Origin of the sequence: Streptomyces sp. NPDC050416, from assembly GCF_044458845.1 — a bacterium.
Lineage (GTDB): Bacteria > Actinomycetota > Actinomycetes > Streptomycetales > Streptomycetaceae > Streptomyces.
Genome location: NZ_JBITII010000012.1, coordinates 41,403 through 59,807, shown reverse-complemented (window position 1 = coordinate 59,807; position 18,405 = coordinate 41,403). Strand labels below are relative to the sequence as shown.

The window sequence follows — 18,405 nt, the reverse complement described above, 5'->3', positions numbered from 1 at the left end:
CAGGAGACCTTCAGGCAGTGCCCGGAGTTGCAGGTGCGTTGATTACGATTCGGCCATGGCGAAGAAGCTCGTGATCAAGGTGACGGCGGGGGCCGATGCCCCCGAGCGGTGCTCCCAGGCGTTCACGGTGGCGGCGGTGGCGGTGGCGAGCGGCGTCGACGTCTCCCTGTGGCTGACCGGCGAGTCCGCCTGGTTCGCCCTGCCCGGCCGCGCCGCCGAGTTCGAGCTGCCGCACGCGGCCCCGCTCCCCGACCTGCTCGACTCGGTCCTGGCCGCCGGCCGCGTCACGCTGTGCACGCAGTGCGCGGCCCGCCGCGAGATCACGGAGCAGGACGTCCTCAAGGGCGTCCGCATCGCCGGCGCCCAGGTCTTCGTCCAGGAGGCGATGGCGGAGGACACCCAGGCGCTCGTCTACTGAGACGCCTCCGCGGCCTCCGTGTGGAGGCAGAAGGGGTGGCCCGCCGGGTCCAGGAGCACCCGGACGCCGTCCTGCGGCTGGTGCTCGGCGAGCCGCGCGCCCTCGGCAAGGGCCCGTGCGGTCTCGCGTTCCAGGTCGTCGACCTCGATGTCGAGGTGGATCATCATCTGCTGCCGGTCCGGCGTACTCGGCCAGACGGGCGGCCGGTAGGCGGGCTCGGTCTGGAAGGACAGTCCGGTACCGCCGTCCGGCGGCCGGATGTGCACCCAGTCCTGCCAGCCCTCCCCGCGCCACACCCGCCACCCGGGCAGCAGCCGCAGGTAGAAGGCGGCCAGCTCACGGGCGTTCGGGGCGTCCAGAGTCGCCGCCGTCAGGCGCACGGTCGCTCCCCCCTCGTCGATTCAGTACGGGCGCTTCTTGCCGTCCAGTTCGTCCCACCACTCGTCCGACTGGGGGTCGCCGGACGGATCGTCCCACCAGCGGTCCTCCGGTCCCCGGCGGTTCGCGACCATCGCGGCGACGGGCGGGATGACCATGGCGACGACGCACATCCCGACGGCGACGGGCATGGACCACAGGCGTACGACGCCCCAGGCCAGGACGAAGAGGGCGATGCAGCCGCCCATCATCGCGAAGTACGTGCGCCGCCGTCGTGCGTACATACGTCCAGCGTAGGTCCGGGCAGGCCGAAGGGCCGCACCCCAGGTGTCCAACCCGTGGGATGCGGCCCTTCGTGGCACTGTCGCCGTCAGACGGCGATCGCCACCTCCGCCAAGCCGCCCTTCTGGGCGACGACCGTGCGGTCGGCGGTGGCGCCGGGCACGAGGGCGCGGACGGTCCAGGTGCCCTCGGCCGCGTAGAAGCGGAACTGTCCGGTCGCCGAGGTCGGCACCTCGGCCGTGAACTCGCCGGTCGAGTCCAGCAGACGCACGTAACCCGTCACGGGCTCGCCGTCCTTGGTCACCTGACCCTGGATGGTGGTCTCACCGGGCTTGATCGTCGAGGCGTCCGGGCCGCCGGCCTTCGCTCCACACATGTCGTACTCCTGAAGAGAGGTCTTGAGAGGTCGGTCGGTTCGCTTACTTGTTGGCGCCGAGCTCGATCGGCACGCCCACCAGGGAGCCGTACTCGGTCCAGGAGCCGTCGTAGTTCTTGACGTTCTCCACACCGAGCAGCTCGTGCAGCACGAACCAGGTCAGCGCGGAGCGCTCACCGATGCGGCAGTAGGCGATGGTGTCCTTGGCCAGGTCGACGCTCTCCGCGGCGTAGAGCTCCTTGAGCTCCTCGTCCGACTTGAAGGTGCCGTCGTCGTTGGCGTTCTTGGACCACGGGATGTTGCGGGCGCTCGGCACGTGGCCGGGGCGCTGGGACTGCTCCTGCGGCAGGTGGGCCGGGGCGAGCAGCTTGCCGGAGAACTCGTCGGGCGAGCGCACGTCGACCAGGTTCTGCGAGCCGATGGCGGCGACCACGTCGTCACGGAAGGCGCGGATGGACGTGTCCTGCGGCTTGGCCTTGTAGTCCGTCTTCGGACGCTCCGGCACCTCGTCGCCGGCGACCAGCTCGCGGGCGTCGAGCTCCCACTTCTTGCGGCCGCCGTCGAGGAGCTTGACGTTCTCGTGGCCGTACAGCTTGAAGTACCAGTACGCGTACGAGGCGAACCAGTTGTTGTTGCCGCCGTAGAGGACCACGGTGTGGTCGTTGGCGATGCCCTTCTCCGACAGGAGCTTCTCGAAGCCCTCCTGGTCGACGAAGTCACGGCGGACCGGGTCCTGGAGGTCCTTGGTCCAGTCGATCCGGATGGCGTTGCGGATGTGGTTCTTCTCGTAGGCGGACGTGTCCTCGTCCACCTCGACGATGGCGATGGTCGGGTCGTCCAGGTGCTCCTGAAGCCAGTCGGCGTCGACCAGGACGTCGCTGCGGCTCATGCTCTTTCTCCTCCGGGGCAGTTACGGCGGGGCGTGCGAGGTCTGCGGGGCGCGCCCATGACGAGGGCGGCGCACGGGTGCCCTTGGTGCGGGGCGGCGGGGATGCGCGCGTCGGCGCATGGGCCGAGGCGGTCGCTCAGAAGGTGCGACAGAGCATGGCGGCGACGCGGCACAGGTCTACTGCCCGCCGCTTCGTGAGATCCGCCTGTCGCTTCATGCCGTCGATCGTAGGGACGGTCAGGCACGCGTGTCACCGGCGTGTCGCATGCTGAGACGAGAAAATCCACGATGTGGGATCGATGGGGTTGGGGAGGTGTGGGGCACGGGTCGTGCCCGCATGTATCCGCCGTCACATCTGAGCTACGGACGTCACCGTCTCGCCCACCGGACACCCCAGGTCCGGGTCCGTCCGGTGCCTTTCCTACCCGGCCAGGCGGACGTTGGAACCCTTCACCGTGATCTCGACGCCGCCCGGCGCGGCCTGCACCTTGTCCAGCTGGATGCCGCCCGGCAGGCCGTCGATCTTCTGCTGGAAGTCGGTGATGGACCGGACGCGGGACTCGGCGATCTCGACGCCGCCGAACTTGGGCAGGCCGTCGGCCTTCACCCGTACGGTGTCGCCGTTGATCACCGTCACCGAGCTGAGCACGGAGACCGGTTCGGGCAGCTTGGTGCCGAGGACGGTGGCCTCGACGGTGACCTTGATCTTGCCGTTGCCGCCGTCGGAGAGGCCGACGACGCTGGCGGTGACGCCCGGGGCGACCTGGGTGGGCTCGGACTTGGCCGTCTTCAGCAGCTCGTCGTAGGCGATGGTCGCGGTGCCCGTGGCGCTGGTGGCGGTGGCGGAGCTGTAGTCGCCGGAGAACTCGACGCCGCGCATGTCGGCCCGGAGGTCGTCGATACGGATCTTCCCGGCACCGTTGCCCGCGACCGCCTCGTAGTTCGTGATGCCGACCTCGATGTCGTCCAGGGAACCGCCGACGACCTGGGTGAGGAACGGGAAGCCCTTGATGGACACGTCCGGGGTGGCGGAGAGGTTCTCGGTGGTCTTCAGGCGGTCGGCGGCCTCGCCCTCGGCGAAGTTCACGGCGACGCGGTCGGCGATCACGAAGAGCCCGCCGACGATCACGACGACGATCAGCAGTATTCGCAGTGCGCGCATGCGGTGTTTCCCCCACCTAGGCGGTTGGACGGCGGTCCGGTGTTCGACGACCGAGCGGCCGTCCTTGCGTGAGGGTAACTCCGTGGGTGCTTCGGTCCCCGGGTTTGTCGATCATCTGTGACAGGTCAGGCACCCGGCGTGGGTGCTGAGGCCGGGTGGGTCCGCAGCCCGGCGTTGCGGGGTGCCGCTGCGTCCACCCGTGCCGCCTGGGGGCACCTCCCAGGCCCTTAAGGCACTGGGGGAGGCACGACTGCCCGCAGCTCAGCCGCCCGCAGCGGTTGGCGCGTCAAACGCCAGTGAGTTGGTCACCCACCCATCGCGCCGTTCCGAGGACGGACACCCCCGGCACGGCCCCGACCCACCAGCCCGCCGCAGGCGCTAGACCAGGGCCCGCCCGAGTACGTAGACCGCCGGGGCCGCAGCGGACAGCGGCAGCGCCACGCCCGCCGTGAAGTGGACGAAGCGGGACGGGTAGTCGTAGCTCGCGACTCGGTGGCCGATCAGGGCGCAGGCTGCGGCGCCCGCGCCCAGGAGGGCGCCCGACGTGCCCAGGCCCGTCAGCGAGCCGGCCGCGACGCCGCCGCCCGCTCCCGCGAGCAGCGCCACCACCACCGACGCCGGGGTCGGCAGCGGCAGGGCGCGGGCCAGGACAGCGACCGCCACCGCGATCGCGCCCACGGTCACCGCGTCCGCCTCGGCGGCGAGGTACCCGCCCGCCACGATCGCCAGCGCCGACGCCGCGACCGTCGCCATCAGGCCGTACATCCGCTCGTCCGGGTCGGCGTGCGACCGCAGCTGCAGCACCAGCGCCAGCAGCACCCACACCCCGAGCGTGCCCAGGATCGCCGAGGGCGAGCGGTCCGACGCCAGCAGCGCCGCGTCCGCGGCCAGCGCGCCCGCGAAGCCCAGCGCGATGCCCTGCCGCGCCGGCCACATCCCGTTCAGCCGGAACCAGCCCGCCGCGGTGACGGCCTGGAGGACGACGAGCGGCACCAGCAGCGCGTACGTGCCGACCGCCGCCGCGCCCGCCAGCAACAGCCCCAGCAGCGCCGTCAGCGCGGCCGGCTGCATCCCGGGCTCGATGATCGGCGACCGGCCCTCCGCCCGCGCCCGCTGCGCGTCCGTGATCCGCGGGTTCCCGGCGACGGTGGCCGGGCCGTACTCGGCGGAGGAAGCAGGGGCGGGAGCATGGGCGGGAGCGGGAGCAGGAGTCCCGTGCCCCTGCGGCGGCAGATACGCCGTCTCCTCCGCCGCCGTCACCTGCGCGGACACCGGCGACTGCGTCTGCGTCTCCCAGGTCTGTCCCTGCCACTGCTGCGTGTACTGCTGACCGGCGTACGGGTCGTCGTACCCCTGGTGCCCCTGCGGGTACGCCTGGTGCCCCTGCGGGTAACCCTGATGCCCCTGCGGGTACCCCTGCTGCCCGTAGGGGTCGTAGCCGTCGTACGGCTGGTTGGTCGGCTGGTCGGTCATCGTCACCCTCCTGCGAACGGCGGGAGCACCTCGACCGTGCCGCCGTCGGCCAGCCGTACCGTCTCATGCCCGCGGGTGCCCACGGGGTCACCGTCGACGAGGAACGAGCATCGCCGCAGCACGCGCTCGAGTTCGCCGGGGTGTCGCGCACGCACCCCGTCGAGCGCCTCGGCGAGCGTGGCCGCCTCGTACGGCTCCTCGGCCACCCCGGCCGCGGCCTTGGCGGCGGCCCAGTAGCGCACCGTGACCTTTGGCATCTGCTTCCTCGATCTGCTTGTCGGTGAACCCCGCCAGGCTAGCCCGCCCGGCCCACCACCCACTCCCCGATCCGGCCCAGCAGTTCGTCGCTCGCCGCGTTCTCGGCATGCCCCATGCCCGGCTCCAGCCACAGTTCGCCCTGGTCGGCGGCGGCCGCGGCCAGCATGCGGGGATGGTCGACGGGGAAGTAGCCGTCGGCGTCGCCGTGCACGATCAGCAGGGGCGTGGGCGCGATCCTCGGCACCGCCTCCACCGGCGAGAGCGGAACCGGGTCCCAGTCGCGGTGATGGATGCGGGTGCGCAGGCCGTAGCGGCTCACCACCCGGCCCTCCGGCCGCGTCACCAGCCAGTGCAGCCGGCGCATCGGGGCGGTGCCCCGGTAGTACCAGCGGGCCGGCGCGCTCACCGACACCACCGCGTCCGTCTGCCGTGGGTGCAGCGCCGCGTGCCGCAGCACCACCGAGCCGCCCATGGAGAAGCCCACCGTCCCCACGCGCGCGTGCCCGAGTTCCCGGGCCCATCCCACCGCCGCCGCCAGGTCCAGCACCTCCCGGTCCCCGACCGTCGAGCGCCCGCCGGAGGCCCCGTGGCCCCGGAAGGAGAACGTGACGACGGCCCCGTACCGGGCGAAGGTCCGCGCCACCCGCCGTACGTGCGGACGGTCCACCGCACCGGTGAAGCCGTGGGCGACGACGAACACGGGGTGATCGGCAGGCGATCGTGAGGTGTCGTATACAACCGCACCCGGGTCGTATACGGCGTCGATGGCCACGCCGTCTGACGTGCGCAGAAAGGCCCGCGTTCGCGTCCGCGCAGGCGTTCCCCGGGTCGTCTCGGAGTGCGGACGAACGGTGGAACGCGCCACATGACCTGCCGGACCAGTGCTCATGTGGGCTATTCTGCTGGGCAGAGGACTCGGGCAGCGTAGCCCCCGGGTCCTTTTGTGCTTTCGGAAGCGTTGTATACGACGCGGGAAACCGCAGGTGTACGGGGCCTTCGGGATCGCAGAGCTGTGCTGTGCCAACAAACGTCCTCGCAGGGACCGAGGAGGAACCAGACGTATGAGTTCTCTGCTGCTCCTGACCAACGCCCTCCAGCCGTCGACGGAGGTGCTCCCCGCCCTCGGTCTGCTCCTGCACAACGTGCGAGTGGCCCCCGCGGAGGGTCCCGCCCTCGTCGACACCCCCGGCGCCGACGTCATCCTCGTCGACGGCCGCCGTGATCTGCCGCAGGTCCGCAGCCTGTGCCAGCTGCTGCGCTCGACCGGGCCCGGCTGCCCGCTCGTCCTCGTCGTCACGGAGGGCGGTCTCGCGGCCGTCACCGCCGACTGGGGCATCGACGACGTCCTGCTGGACACCGCCGGACCGGCGGAGGTCGAGGCGCGCCTGCGTCTGGCCATGGGCCGCCAGCAGATCGTCAGCGACGACTCCCCGATGGAGATCCGCAACGGCGACCTGTCGGTCGACGAGGCGACGTACTCCGCCAAGCTCAAGGGCCGTGTCCTCGACCTCACCTTCAAGGAGTTCGAGCTCCTGAAGTACCTCGCGCAGCACCCGGGCCGCGTCTTCACGCGTGCCCAGCTGCTCCAGGAGGTGTGGGGCTACGACTACTTCGGCGGTACGCGCACGGTCGACGTGCACGTACGGCGGCTGCGCGCCAAGCTCGGCCCCGAGCACGAGTCGCTGATCGGCACCGTCCGGAACGTCGGTTATCGATTCGTTACGCCGGAGAAGGTGGAGCGCGCCGCCGAGGAGGCGAAGGCCAGGGCGGCCAAGGAAATTCCGGGCACCGCGGACGAGTCGGCCGATCTGGACGCCGCCGAGTCGCGCAGCAAGGCGTAAGGAGGCGTATCGCGGTGCCCACTTGGGCACCGCTTTCCGCACGGCACGCGCCGGCGTCCCCCGGACGGCGGTCGGGATATCGTACGGAAGCTCCTTTACGCCCTGCCCAGAGCGGGTATATCCGCGTAGACTCCGCGCGTGGCCAAGGTGACTCGGGATGATGTGGCGCGGCTGGCAGGGACTTCCACTGCCGTGGTCAGCTATGTCATCAACAACGGACCCCGGCCGGTCGCCCCGGCCACGCGCGAGCGTGTCCTCGCCGCGATCAAGGAACTGGGGTACCGGCCCGACCGCGTCGCCCAGGCGATGGCGTCCCGGCGTACGGACCTCATAGGCCTGATCGTGCCGGACGCCCGCCAGCCCTTCTTCGGGGAGATGGCGCACGCGGTCGAACAGGCCGCGTCCGAGCGCGGCAAGATGGTGCTCGTCGGCAACTCCGACTACATCGCCGAGCGCGAGGTCCACTACCTGCGTGCCTTCCTGGGGATGCGCGTCTCCGGACTGATCCTGGTCAGCCATGCCATGAACGACCTCGCGGCCGCCGAGATCGACGCCTGGGACGCCCGCGTGGTCCTGCTGCACGAACGGCCCGAGGCCATCGACGACGTCGCCGTCGTCACGGACGACCTGGGCGGCGCCCAGCTCGCCGTACGCCATCTGCTGGAGCACGGGTACGAGTACGTCGCCTGTATGGGCGGCATAGCGGAGACGCCCGTGGTCGGCGACCCGGTCTCCGACCACGTCGAGGGCTGGCGCCGCGCGATGGACGAGGCCGGGATCTCCACGGAGGGCCGGCTCTTCGAGGCCCTCTACAACCGCTACGACGCCTACCAGGCCGCCCTGAAGATCCTTTCCGGCCCCGAGCGCCCGCCCGCGATCTTCTGCTCCACCGACGACCAGGCGATCGGCCTGCTGCGCGCCGCGCGCGAACTGCGCATCGACGTGCCGGGCGAGCTCGCGGTGGCGGGCTTCGACGACATCAAGGAAGCGGCCCTGACCGACCCGCCCCTCACCACGGTCGCCTCGGACCGGCCGGCCATGGCCCGCGCGGCGGTGGACCTCGTCCTCGACGACGGGCTGCGCGTGGCGGGGGCCCGCCGGGAGCGGCTGAAGGTGTTCCCGTCGCGGCTGGTCGTACGGCACTCCTGCGGCTGCGGCTGACCCTGGCAAGGGCGGCCGGGGGCGGCCCGGGGGCGCCTTTATATCGGGCATACGAGGTTCTGTCGGGCTTCTCAGCGTGCGCTCAGGAAGCTCTCATGGTCGGGCTCCAAGCTCTGAGACATGACCGAGAGCTTCCACCGCAGTGGCGAGTACGAGAACCCTTACGAGGGTCAGCAGCAGGCCCCGGTGAACCCCGAGTGGCCGCCTCCGCCGGCGTACGCCCCGGCACCCGCTCCGAAGCAGCGCAAGCGTGGCCCGGTCGCCCTGCTCGCCGCCGTGGCGATCGTCGCCGCGGCGATCGGCGGCGGCACCGCCTACGGCATCCAGGAGCTGACGGGCAACGACTCTGTCGCCTCCAGCTCCACCAGCACCAACGTGGTGCCATCCGCCCAGAAGGGCACGGTCGCCGGCGTCGCCAAGGCGGTCAGCCCGAGCATCGTCGAGATCAGAGCCGACTCCAACGCCGGTTCCGCCACCGGCTCCGGCGTGATCATCACGAGCGACGGCGAGATCGTCACCAACAACCACGTCGTCGCCGGTGCCTCGCGGATCAAGGTGACGACCAACGACGGCAGGTCGTACTCCGCCAAGGTCGTCGGCACCGACAGCAAGAAGGACCTGGCGCTGATCAAGCTGGAGAACGCCTCCGGCCTGAAGGCGGCGACGCTCGGCGACTCCTCCGGCCTCCAGGTCGGCGACCAGGTCGTGGCGATCGGCTCCCCCGAGGGCCTGTCCGGCACGGTCACCAGCGGCATCATCTCCGCCCTCGACCGTGACGTCACCGTCCCGACCGACGAGGACCAGGGCCAGCAGCCCCAGCAGGGCGACGGGTGGCCGTTCGAGTTCGGCGGGCGGCAGTTCAACGGTGACACCGGCTCGGACACCACGACGTACAAGGCGCTCCAGACCGACGCGTCCCTCAACCCGGGCAACTCCGGCGGCGCGCTGATCGACATGAACGGCAACATCATCGGGATCAACTCCGCGATGTACTCGCCGGCGGGCAGCGCCTCCTCGTCCTCCGACGCGGGCAGTGTCGGCCTGGGCTTCGCCATACCGATCAACACCGTCAAGGCCGACCTCGCCAAGCTGCGGGCCGGCGCCACGGACTGAGGTCCACCGGATGCGAGGAGTACGGCGATGATCCAGCAGGTTCCGCACACGGTGCCGGGGGCCGACCCGGCGGGGTTCGCGCTGGCACTGGCGGTGGTGCACGAACTGCATGCACCGGCGACGGCGTCGGCGTCGGCGTCGGTGTCTGCGACGCGGGCCCCCGAGGTGGCGACGGCCAAGGCCCGGCCCGCGCGCAAGGCCGCCGCCCGCCGAGCCGCCGCCGCCCGGCGCCGCAAGGTACGGGGCTGATCCGGGGCTGAACCTGCTCCCGGCCCGGCCCGCCGACGTGCGAGGCTGAGAGCGTCAGCGACACCCCGTCCCGTCCCACCACACCACACCCGAGGACCCCGACCCATGAGCCCCGCAGACGGCGACCGTGACCCCCAGCGCATCCTGATCGTCGACGACGAGCCGGCGGTACGCGAAGCACTCCAGCGCAGCCTCGCCTTCGAGGGGTACGGGACAGAGGTCGCGGTCGACGGCGCGGACGCGCTGGAGAAGGCGGCGGCGTACCGGCCCGACCTGGTCGTCCTGGACATCCAGATGCCCCGCATGGACGGTCTGACGGCGGCGCGCCGCATCCGCGGCACCGGCGACACGACCCCGATCCTCATGCTCACGGCCCGTGACACGGTCGGCGACCGGGTCACGGGCCTCGACGCGGGCGCCGACGACTACCTGGTCAAGCCCTTCGAACTGGACGAACTCTTCGCCCGCATCCGCGCGCTGCTGCGCCGCAGCTCCTACGCGGCGGCCGTCGGCGCGGGCTCGCCGGACGACGAGGACGTCCTCGCCTTCGCCGACCTGCGCATGGACCTCGCGACGCGCGAGGTCACGCGGGGCGGCCGCCAGGTGGAGCTGACCCGTACGGAGTTCACGCTGCTGGAGATGTTCATGGCGCACCCGCGCCAGGTCCTCACCCGGGAGCAGATCCTCAAGGCGGTCTGGGGCTTCGACTTCGAGCCGTCGTCGAACTCCCTCGACGTGTACGTCATGTACCTGCGCCGCAAGACCGAGGCGGGCGGCGAGCCGCGCCTCGTGCACACGGTGCGGGGTGTGGGCTACGTGTTGCGGCAGGGCGGCGCGGAGTGAACAAGGTCGTACGCCGGTTCCGCTCGCTGCCGATCCGGTCCCGGCTCGCGCTGCTGGTGGCGGCGGCGGTGGCGTTCGCGGTGGCGGCGGTGTCGGTGACATGCTGGTTCATCGTGCAGGGGAAGCTGTACGACCAGGTGGACGGCGACTTGGAGAAGATGCTGCAGAAGCCGGGCCAGAACATCGCCATTCAGCAGGCGGTGGACAGTTGCACGCAGACCCCGCCGGGCGGCAACAGCTTCCGGAACAGCTCCTACTTCGAGGTCGTCAAGGCGGACGGGGACATCTGTGTCCACTCCAGTTCCGTGGGCCTGGTCAATGTCACCGGGGCCGACCGGGACGTGATCAAGAACTCCCCGGTGGGGCGCGGCATCGTCCGCAACGGCACCGACGAGCACGGCAACGCCCTGCGCGTGATGACCGTGCGGCTGGCGTCCGAGCAGCCCGACGCGCCCAACGCCGCGCTGATCCTCGCCCTGCCCCTGAAGAACACCCAGTCCACCCTCAACGATCTCGCGCTGATCCTGCTGCTGGTCTCGGGCGTGGGGGTCCTGGGCGCCGGAGCCGCCGGGCTGGCGGTCGCCCGGGCGGGACTGCGCCCGATCGACAAACTCACCGAGGCCGTCGAGCACGTGGCCCGTACGGAGGATCTGGGCATCCGCATCCCGGTGGACCAGGACAGCGAGGACGAGGTGGCCCGGCTGTCCCACTCGTTCAACTCGATGACCTCCGCGCTGGCCAGCTCCCGCGACCTCCAGCAACAGCTCATCGCCGACGCCGGCCACGAACTCCGCACGCCGCTCACCTCCCTGCGCACCAACATCGAGCTCCTCACCCGCAGCGAGGAGACGGGCCGTCCCCTCCCCGAGGCCGACCGCAAGGCGCTCCTCGCGTCGGTGAAGGCGCAGATGACGGAGCTGGCCGCGCTCATCGGCGACCTGCAGGAACTGTCCCGGCCGGACACCGGCCAGCACGCGGGACGGACGCAGATCATCGCCTGGCACGACATCGTCGACTCGGCGCTGCGGCGAGCGCGGCTGCGCGGCCCGGAACTGACGATCACGGCGGACATCCAGCCGTGGTACGTGCGGGCGGAACCCTCCGCCCTGGAACGGGCGGTGGTCAACGTCCTCGACAACGCGGTGAAGTTCAGCCCGGGGGGCGGCACGATCGAGGTACGCCTGTCCGAGGGCACCCTGACGGTCCGCGACCACGGCCCGGGCATCCCCGCCGACGAACTCCCCCACGTCTTCGACCGCTTCTGGCGCTCCCCGAGCGCCCGAGCCCTGCCCGGCTCGGGCCTGGGCCTGTCGATCGTGGCCCGCACGGTGCAGCAGGCGGGCGGCGAGGTGTCACTGTCCCCGGCGGAGGGGGGCGGCACGGTGGCGACGGTACGACTGCCGGGGGCGGCGGTGCCACCGCCAGACAGCCTCACCTTCGCCGACGCCTAGCCCGATATCGATATATCGTGGTGTGTCGCACTGACGGCGAGGAGGGTGGCACATGGCCGCGACGGCGGAACTGGACGCGGGCGATCTGATCGAGGTGTTCAAGGCCCTCGGCAACCCTGCCCGTCTGCAGATCATGCAGTGGCTGAAAGATCCTGAGGCGCACTTCGGTGAGTACGAACCGATCGCGGACCGCCGGGCGGTCGGCGTGTGCGTCACGCACATCCAGGCGAAGGCGGGACTCGCCCAGTCGACGGTCTCCAGCTACATGAGCACCCTCGAACGGGCGGGACTCGTACGTCCCACCCGGGTGGGCAAGTGGACCCACTACCGGCGTGACGAAGAGCGGCTGGCCCGGCTGGCGCGGGCGATCGGCACCACCCTCTGATTGACGAATCGCGATACGTCGATATGATCTCCTCATGTCGACCTCCACTGCTGCGCGCACTGCCCTGATCGTTCATGCCCACCCCGAGCCCCGGTCGTTCAGCACCGCCCAGATGGGCGCCGCGGCTCAGTCCCTGCGCGAGGCCGGGTACCGGGTCGATGTCCTGGACCTCTACGCCGACGGCTGGGCGCCGGTGCTCGGCCGCGAGGAGTTCGCACCGGTGGAGGGCCCGTTCAAGCCGCAGGCCGAGCAGTTGCGAGCGGTCCGGGAGGGGACGCTCGACGCGGCCGTCAGGGCCCATCTGGACCGGCTGCTCGCCGCTGATCTGCTCGTGCTGTCGTTCCCGATGTGGTGGTTCTCGCTGCCGGCCGTCCTCAAGGGATGGGTGGACCGGGTCTTCGTGATGGGCGGAGCCTTCGGCGGCGACCACGGACTCTTCGGGGACGCGGCGTTCGCCGGGAAGCGCGCGATGCTGCTGTTCACGACCGGCGGGCCTGGCGAGTCGTTCCGCCCCGGTGGCGCCTTCGGCCCGATGGACGACTTCCTGTTCCACATCCACCGGGGAATGCTGGAGTTCGTCGGCTACCAGGTCCTGGAGCCCGTCATCACGTACGGCCCGGCCCGTATGACCGACCAGGAACGGGCCGCGGGGCTGGACGCGGTCAGGGAGTCCGTCGCACGCGTCGCGGCCGATGCCGGCGCCACCGTGGGCTGAGGCCGGCACCGGCCGGGGCGGGCACGGTCACGTCTCCGTCCGGTACATCAGATCCACCTCGTGCGTGACGAACCCGAGCCGCTCGTACACCGACACCGCCGCCGTGTTGTCGGCGTCGACGTACAGCATCGCGGTCGGCAGCCCCCGGTCCGCCAGGTGCCGCAGGCCGATCGTCGTCAGGGACTTGCCGAGGCCGCCGCCCTGGGCGCCGGGGGCGACGCCGAGGACGTACACCTCGCCCAGGCCCTCCTCGGCATGGACCTTGGTCCAGTGGAAGCCGATGAGTTCGTCGCCGCGGAAGGCCAGGAAGAACCCCGCCGGATCGAACCACGGCTCGGCCTTGCGGTCGTCGAGGTCCCGCTGGGTGAGGGAGCCCTGCTCGGGGTGGTGGGCGAAGGCGGCGGCGTTGACGGCGAGCCAGGCCGCGTCGTCCCGGCCGGGGACGAAGGTGCGGACGGTGACGCCCTCGGGGAGGACCGGCTCGGGCGCGTCGAAGCCGGTCAAGGGGCGGCGCATCTGGCGCAGTTCGCGGAACAGGGTCAGGCCGAGGACCTGCGCGAGGTGCCGGGCGGCGGAGTGGCCGCCGTGCGCCCACACCCGCAGCCGCTTGCCGGACGCGGCCAGCAGTGCGGAGCCCAGCGCCCGCCCGTGCCCCTGGCCCCGGTGCCCCGGGTGCACGACCAGCTCGGCGGCCGGCGGCTCCACCGGGTCGGTGTCCTCCAGCTGGGCGTACCCGACGAGTTCGCCGTCGACGGTGAGCAGCAGATGGGCGACGCCCGCGCGCTCGCCGCCGCGCAGCTGCAACCGGCCCTGTTCGGAGACCGCCTGCTGTCCGTCGGTGCCGGCGGCGTCGGCGAGCAGGGCGAGGACGGCCTCGGTCTGCTCCGGGGAGAGCGCGGCATATGTGTCGATCGAGCGGGTGCGTCCGGGCCGTGCGGTGTCGTCGCTGGTCATGCGTACGAGGGTACGGGTCGGTGCCGGGAAATCGGCGGCAAGAAGCAACCAGGATGTGACCCGAAAGCTCTGTCGCGCTACGCGCGTTGACTCTAGGCTGCGCCGGACGACATCACTGTCCCAGCAGACCCACAGGGGGGCGTATGCCAGCCACTTCACCGGCACCGGCGCACCAGGAGCGCCGCAGACGTCGTACGAACCGTCTCGTCGCTCTCGCCGCCGGTGTCGCCACCGTCGGCGCGCTGGCCGCGGCGACGGTGCCCGGGTCGGCGTCGGCCGGAGAGAACCACGGCGGGGGCGGCCACTGGCCGGGCCGCTACCAGGACGTCCAGTTGCTGTCCTTCAACGACCTGCACGGCAACCTGGAGCCGCCCGCCGGCTCCTCCGGCCGGGTCACCGAACACCAGGCCGACGGCACGACGAAGACCATCGACGCGGGCGGTGTGGAGTACCTCGCCACCCATCTGCGCCAGGCCCGCGAGGGCGAGAAGTACTCCATCACCGCGGCCGGCGGCGACATGGTCGGCGCCTCCCCGCTGATCTCCGGCCTCTTCCACGACGAGCCGACCATCGAGGCGCTGAACAAGCTCGACCTCGACGTCACGTCCGTCGGCAACCACGAGTTCGACGAGGGCGCCAAGGAACTGGCACGCCTTCAGATCGGCGGCTGCCACCCGAAGGACGGCTGCTACGCGGACCAGAAGTTCACGGGCGCCGACTTCCCCTACCTGGCCGCCAACGTCCTCGACGAGAAGACGAAGAAGCCGATCCTCAAGCCCTACTGGGTGTGGAAGAAGAACGGCGTCAAGGTCGGCTTCATCGGCGTGACCCTGGAGGGCACTCCGGACATCGTCTCCGCCGAGGGCGTCAAGGGCCTGTCCTTCAAGGACGAGGTCGAGACGATCAACAAGTACGCCAAGGTGCTCCAGAAGCAGGGCGTGAAGTCGATCGTCGCGCTCATCCACGAGGGCGGCTTCCCGGCGTCGACGTCGTACAACTACGACTGCGACGCCCCGGGCGCGGGCGACGGTGTGTCCGGCCCGATCGTCGACATCGCCAAGAACATCACGCCGCAGGTGGACGCGCTGGTCACCGGTCACACCCACAGCGCGTACGTGTGCACGATCGACGACCCGGCGGGCAAGCCGCGCATGGTCACCTCGGCCGCGTCCTTCGGCCGCCTCTACACCGACACCACACTGACGTACGACCGGCTGACCGGCGACATCGCCCGTACGGCCGTGAAGTCCGCGAACCACGTGGTCACCCGGGACGTCCCCAAGGCGCCCGACATGACCGAGCTGATCGGCAAGTGGAACACCCTGGCGGCCCCGATCGGCAACCGGGCGATCGGCCACATCTCCGGCGACATCGGCAACACCGGCACCGAGTCCCCGCTCGGCGACCTCATCGCCGACGCCCAGCTCGCCCACGGCAAGCAGCTAGACCCGGAGACCGACCTGGCGCTGATGAACCCCGGTGGCATCCGGGCACCGCTGACCTACACGGCCAAGGCCGGTGAGGGCGACGGTGTCGTGACGTACGCCGAGGGCTTCACGGTCCAGCCGTTCGCCAACACCGTGAACCTCCAGGACTTCACGGGCGCGCAGCTGATCCAGGTGCTCAAGGAGCAGGTCACCGGCCCGAACGCGGCGGCGCCGAAGGTCCTCCAGGTGTCGTCCGGCCTCACGTACACGCTCGACCTCACCAAGTCCGGCGCCGACCGGGTCGTCACCGACTCGATTCTGCTGGACGGCAAGGCCATCGACCCGGCGGCCACCTACCGCGTCGCGACGAACAGCTTCCTCGCGGGCGGCGGTGACGGCTTCCCCACGCTCGGCCAGGGCACGAACGACGTCGTCGGCGCCGACGACCTGACCGCGCTGGAGCAGTACCTCACGGCCAACTCCTCGGCCACGAACCCGCTGGCCCCGCCGAAGGCGGACCGTATCGCGATCGTGAAGTAAATCGCATACAGGGGATTCAAGTTGCGGCCAGGGGCGGTGCGCATGGTCGGATGAGACGATGCGCACCCCCCACCGCATGGACATGCAAGACCTGTCCCACGACCCCTCCGAGCACCCTCACGGCCCCTCCGACCAGCCCCGCAACCCCTACGAGGAGCTCGCCGCACTCGATGACGGCCCGCTGGAGGAGACCCCTCTGGAGGACTTCCTCGGCGCGGAGGCCGAGCAGCGGGACGAGGCGGAACGGGAGTGGTCGCCGCCCGACCACCGGCGTGGCGGCAGGCGCCGGCGGAATCGTTTCGCCGGGCTGCCGCTCGCGGTGAAGGCGGTGGTGGGCCTGGTCGTGCTCGCCGCCTTCCTCGCCCTCGGCGACCGCTGGGCCGTGCTGTACGCCGAGCACCGGGCCGCCGACACGCTCAAAGACCGGCTGGACCTCGCGGCCGCGCCCGAGGTGGAGATCGGCGGGTTCCCCTTCCTCACCCAACTCGCCGACGAGCGGCTGGAGTCGGTGAAGGTGACCGTCCCGGACGTCGCCGCCGACCGGGTCTCCCTGGCGAAGGTGTCGGCCACGGCGCACGACATCCGGCTGGACGCCGACGGCCTCACGTCCGTGCGCGGCGCCCACGTCCCCCGGTTCGACGGGGACGTCCTGCTGTCCTTCGAGGACCTCAACCGCGAACTCGGCGCCTCCCAGGTGACGTTCACCGGCGAGGGTCGCGACCGCGTCCGGGCCGACGGCACCCTGCCCGTCGCCGGACACGACCTGCGGCTGCGCGCCGAGGCCCGGATCCAGCGGCAGGGCGAGCGGGGCATCGCCACGGAGATCGGCGGCATGCGGCTCGACATCGGGAACCTGGCCACCTACCGCCCCGGCACCCGCGCCTCCGAGGGGCTGCACCTGACGCCCAAGGGGGCCGCCGACCTCTCCCGGGAGACCCGCAAGGCCAAGGCGCTGCTCTCGGTCCCGGCCATCGTGCAGCGGATGGGCGTCCCCGAGGCGACCGTGCGCGACGCCCTGGCCGACGACGGCAAGCTCACCGAGCTGACCGGCTCACCGAAGTTCGCCCGCCAGGCCGAGCGCCTCAACCTCATCGACCTGGCCCTGGACAACCCCCAGGTGCTCCGCCGCATCGGCCTCGATCCCGACCTCCTCGACGAGTTGTCCGGCCTGACCCGCCCGGTCCTGGCCGACCGGCTGGCGCTCGCGTTCGAACTGCCGAAGCCGGAGCAGGGAGACGTACGGCTGGACGACGTACGCGTGGAGGAGGACGGCATCCGGGTGCGGGTGTCGGGCTCGGGGCTGAACGTGGGGTCGTAGCGCCGCGCGTCAGCAACCTGCGTTCCTGATGAGATTTGGTGTGCAGATGTGTTGACCTCTGTTCGACTCCTCTTCTAGTTTGCGGGAGCCAACGAGCCGCCGATCTGTACGCGAGGTTCGCTCGAAAGTACTGCTCAGAAGGGGACGTCGTGTCACGAAAGACTCACCGGGGGACAGCCAGTCTGGGGGCGCTGCTCGCCTGCGCCACGGCATTCGGCGGGGCCCTGGCCTCCCCCGCAGCCGCCTCCCCCACCGCCCCGCCGCCCGTCAGCGACTTCAAGGGCGTCAACTGGGCCGACCCGCGGGACAACTACGCCCACGACGCGGTCGTGCCCTCGGGCCTGTCCACCACCGACAGCTACGCCACCACCTACGCCAAGTCCAAGGCGATCATCGGCGGATTCTCCAAGCTGGGCGCCAACACCGTCCGCCTCCCGGTCAACCCCACCTCCGTGAACGGCCCGTTCTGGAAGTCGTACCGGGGCGCGATCGACGCCGCCACCGCCAAGGGCTTCAAGGTCATCCTGGGGTACTGGGAGGCCGACAACGCCAAGGACGGCAAGATCGACAACCAGGCGTCCTGGAACCAGATGTGGGCGCGGATCACGTCCTCCTACGCCCGCAACTCCAAGGTGTACTTCGAGCCGATGAACGAGCCGTTCGGCTACACCGCCCAGGAGTGGACCGACATCGCCGCGAAGTGGGTGGCCTCCCACGGCAACGTGCCCCGCGACCGGATGGTGATCGGCGGGTACAAGTACAGCGAGGACGTCAAGCCGGTCTGCGCCGACCCGCGTCTCAACGGCACCCGGATCGCCCTGCACAACTACGGCTTCTGGCACACCGACTGGACCAGCGTCGACCAGTGGAAGCAGGACTTCAAGGCACGTATCGGCGACTGCGCCTCGCGCACGATCCTCGACGAGTTCGGCGCGTCCATGACGACGGGCCTGGACTACAACGGCCCGGTCAACGGCTCCAACGAGGTCGCGTACATCCAGGCCGCGACCGACACCATCCGCGAACTGGGCCTGGGCTCGGTCTACTGGCCCGGCCTGCGCAACGGTGACACCTACTCCCTCACCACGCTCCAGGGCACGGGCACGAACCTCAGCCTGACGGTGAACAACTCCAGCGGCCTGGACCGGCTGCACTACGCCTGGAAGCAGTAG

Annotated in this window: 22 protein-coding genes; 12 read left to right on the top strand and 10 right to left on the bottom strand. The window is 70.9% G+C overall.

Annotated elements, in window-relative coordinates; genetic code table 11:
- Positions 1 to 55 precede the first annotated feature (55 nt).
- A complete protein-coding gene (locus tag ACIBL4_RS31645) occupies positions 56 to 418 on the top strand; it encodes a DsrE family protein (RefSeq protein WP_356927799.1) in 363 nt (120 codons plus the stop codon).
- Here ACIBL4_RS31645 and ACIBL4_RS31640 read toward each other — a convergent pair.
- The 9 genes from ACIBL4_RS31640 to ACIBL4_RS31600 all read right to left on the bottom strand — a co-directional run bounded on the left by ACIBL4_RS31640 (position 412) and on the right by ACIBL4_RS31600 (position 6,125).
- Complete coding sequence (locus tag ACIBL4_RS31640) at positions 412 to 798, bottom strand: VOC family protein (RefSeq protein WP_399415208.1); 387 nt, start codon at positions 796 to 798, stop codon at positions 412 to 414. The genes ACIBL4_RS31645 and ACIBL4_RS31640 overlap by 7 nt on opposite strands.
- A gap of 21 nt (positions 799 to 819) precedes the next feature.
- Positions 820 to 1,080, bottom strand: coding sequence for a DUF3099 domain-containing protein (locus ACIBL4_RS31635; RefSeq protein WP_399415207.1), 261 nt, complete (start codon positions 1,078 to 1,080; stop codon positions 820 to 822).
- Between the two features lie 86 nt (positions 1,081 to 1,166).
- Positions 1,167 to 1,454 (bottom strand): DUF1416 domain-containing protein, encoded by a 288-nt coding sequence (locus tag ACIBL4_RS31630; protein ID WP_010036201.1) that lies wholly within the window; start codon positions 1,452 to 1,454, stop codon positions 1,167 to 1,169.
- A gap of 43 nt (positions 1,455 to 1,497) precedes the next feature.
- On the bottom strand, positions 1,498 to 2,343 hold the full coding sequence (locus tag ACIBL4_RS31625; protein ID WP_399415206.1) for a sulfurtransferase: 846 nt from the start codon (positions 2,341 to 2,343) through the stop codon (positions 1,498 to 1,500).
- A 136-nt stretch (positions 2,344 to 2,479) separates the two neighbouring features.
- Positions 2,480 to 2,560: a putative leader peptide gene (locus ACIBL4_RS31620; protein WP_350310325.1), complete on the bottom strand. Its 81-nt coding sequence runs from the start codon at positions 2,558 to 2,560 to the stop codon at positions 2,480 to 2,482.
- 204 nt (positions 2,561 to 2,764) lie between these two features.
- Complete coding sequence (locus ACIBL4_RS31615; protein ID WP_399415205.1) at positions 2,765 to 3,505, bottom strand: DUF2993 domain-containing protein; 741 nt, start codon at positions 3,503 to 3,505, stop codon at positions 2,765 to 2,767.
- A 378-nt stretch (positions 3,506 to 3,883) separates the two neighbouring features.
- Positions 3,884 to 4,978, bottom strand: a complete 1,095-nt coding sequence (locus ACIBL4_RS31610; protein WP_399415204.1) for a hypothetical protein — start codon at positions 4,976 to 4,978, stop codon at positions 3,884 to 3,886.
- A 2-nt stretch (positions 4,979 to 4,980) separates the two neighbouring features.
- Complete coding sequence (locus tag ACIBL4_RS31605) at positions 4,981 to 5,235, bottom strand: MoaD/ThiS family protein (RefSeq protein ID WP_037671193.1); 255 nt, start codon at positions 5,233 to 5,235, stop codon at positions 4,981 to 4,983.
- 38 nt (positions 5,236 to 5,273) lie between these two features.
- The gene (locus ACIBL4_RS31600; protein ID WP_399415203.1) at positions 5,274 to 6,125 is read right to left on the bottom strand and encodes an alpha/beta hydrolase; all 852 of its coding nucleotides are present in this window, start codon (positions 6,123 to 6,125) and stop codon (positions 5,274 to 5,276) included.
- Positions 6,126 to 6,297: 172 nt separating this feature from the next.
- Here ACIBL4_RS31600 and ACIBL4_RS31595 point away from each other — a divergent pair, with 172 nt between their 5' ends.
- The 8 genes from ACIBL4_RS31595 to ACIBL4_RS31560 all read left to right on the top strand — a co-directional run bounded on the left by ACIBL4_RS31595 (position 6,298) and on the right by ACIBL4_RS31560 (position 12,994).
- Complete coding sequence (locus ACIBL4_RS31595; RefSeq protein ID WP_399415202.1) at positions 6,298 to 7,077, top strand: winged-helix domain-containing protein; 780 nt, start codon at positions 6,298 to 6,300, stop codon at positions 7,075 to 7,077.
- Positions 7,078 to 7,215: 138 nt separating this feature from the next.
- Positions 7,216 to 8,238 carry a LacI family DNA-binding transcriptional regulator gene (locus tag ACIBL4_RS31590; RefSeq protein ID WP_399415201.1) on the top strand — a complete coding sequence of 341 codons (1,023 nt, stop codon included), beginning with the start codon at positions 7,216 to 7,218 and terminating at the stop codon, positions 8,236 to 8,238.
- Positions 8,239 to 8,358: 120 nt separating this feature from the next.
- Positions 8,359 to 9,351, top strand: coding sequence for a S1C family serine protease (locus ACIBL4_RS31585; protein ID WP_399415200.1), 993 nt, complete (start codon positions 8,359 to 8,361; stop codon positions 9,349 to 9,351).
- 27 nt (positions 9,352 to 9,378) lie between these two features.
- Complete coding sequence (locus ACIBL4_RS31580) at positions 9,379 to 9,600, top strand: hypothetical protein (protein ID WP_399415199.1); 222 nt, start codon at positions 9,379 to 9,381, stop codon at positions 9,598 to 9,600.
- Positions 9,601 to 9,705: 105 nt separating this feature from the next.
- Positions 9,706 to 10,443 (top strand): response regulator transcription factor, encoded by a 738-nt coding sequence (locus ACIBL4_RS31575; protein WP_306965752.1) that lies wholly within the window; start codon positions 9,706 to 9,708, stop codon positions 10,441 to 10,443.
- Entirely contained in the window at positions 10,440 to 11,894 is a 1,455-nt protein-coding gene (locus tag ACIBL4_RS31570; protein WP_399415198.1) for a sensor histidine kinase, read from the top strand. The genes ACIBL4_RS31575 and ACIBL4_RS31570 overlap by 4 nt, the downstream gene beginning before the upstream one ends.
- 52 nt (positions 11,895 to 11,946) lie before the next feature.
- Positions 11,947 to 12,279: an ArsR/SmtB family transcription factor gene (locus tag ACIBL4_RS31565; protein ID WP_399415197.1), complete on the top strand. Its 333-nt coding sequence runs from the start codon at positions 11,947 to 11,949 to the stop codon at positions 12,277 to 12,279.
- Between the two features lie 34 nt (positions 12,280 to 12,313).
- Entirely contained in the window at positions 12,314 to 12,994 is a 681-nt protein-coding gene (locus ACIBL4_RS31560) for an NAD(P)H-dependent oxidoreductase (protein WP_399415196.1), read from the top strand.
- Positions 12,995 to 13,021: 27 nt separating this feature from the next.
- On the opposite strand, the gene mshD is transcribed toward ACIBL4_RS31560, so the two are convergent.
- On the bottom strand, positions 13,022 to 13,948 hold the full coding sequence (mshD, locus tag ACIBL4_RS31555; RefSeq protein WP_399415195.1) for a mycothiol synthase: 927 nt from the start codon (positions 13,946 to 13,948) through the stop codon (positions 13,022 to 13,024).
- 143 nt (positions 13,949 to 14,091) lie between these two features.
- Here mshD and ACIBL4_RS31550 point away from each other — a divergent pair, with 143 nt between their 5' ends.
- The 3 genes from ACIBL4_RS31550 (at position 14,092) to ACIBL4_RS31540 (ending at position 18,405) form a co-directional block, all read left to right on the top strand.
- Complete coding sequence (locus tag ACIBL4_RS31550; protein ID WP_399415194.1) at positions 14,092 to 15,915, top strand: bifunctional metallophosphatase/5'-nucleotidase; 1,824 nt, start codon at positions 14,092 to 14,094, stop codon at positions 15,913 to 15,915.
- A 58-nt stretch (positions 15,916 to 15,973) separates the two neighbouring features.
- Positions 15,974 to 17,233, top strand: a complete 1,260-nt coding sequence (locus ACIBL4_RS31545) for a DUF2993 domain-containing protein (protein WP_399415193.1) — start codon at positions 15,974 to 15,976, stop codon at positions 17,231 to 17,233.
- A gap of 149 nt (positions 17,234 to 17,382) precedes the next feature.
- Entirely contained in the window at positions 17,383 to 18,405 is a 1,023-nt protein-coding gene (locus ACIBL4_RS31540; protein ID WP_399415192.1) for a glycoside hydrolase family 5 protein, read from the top strand.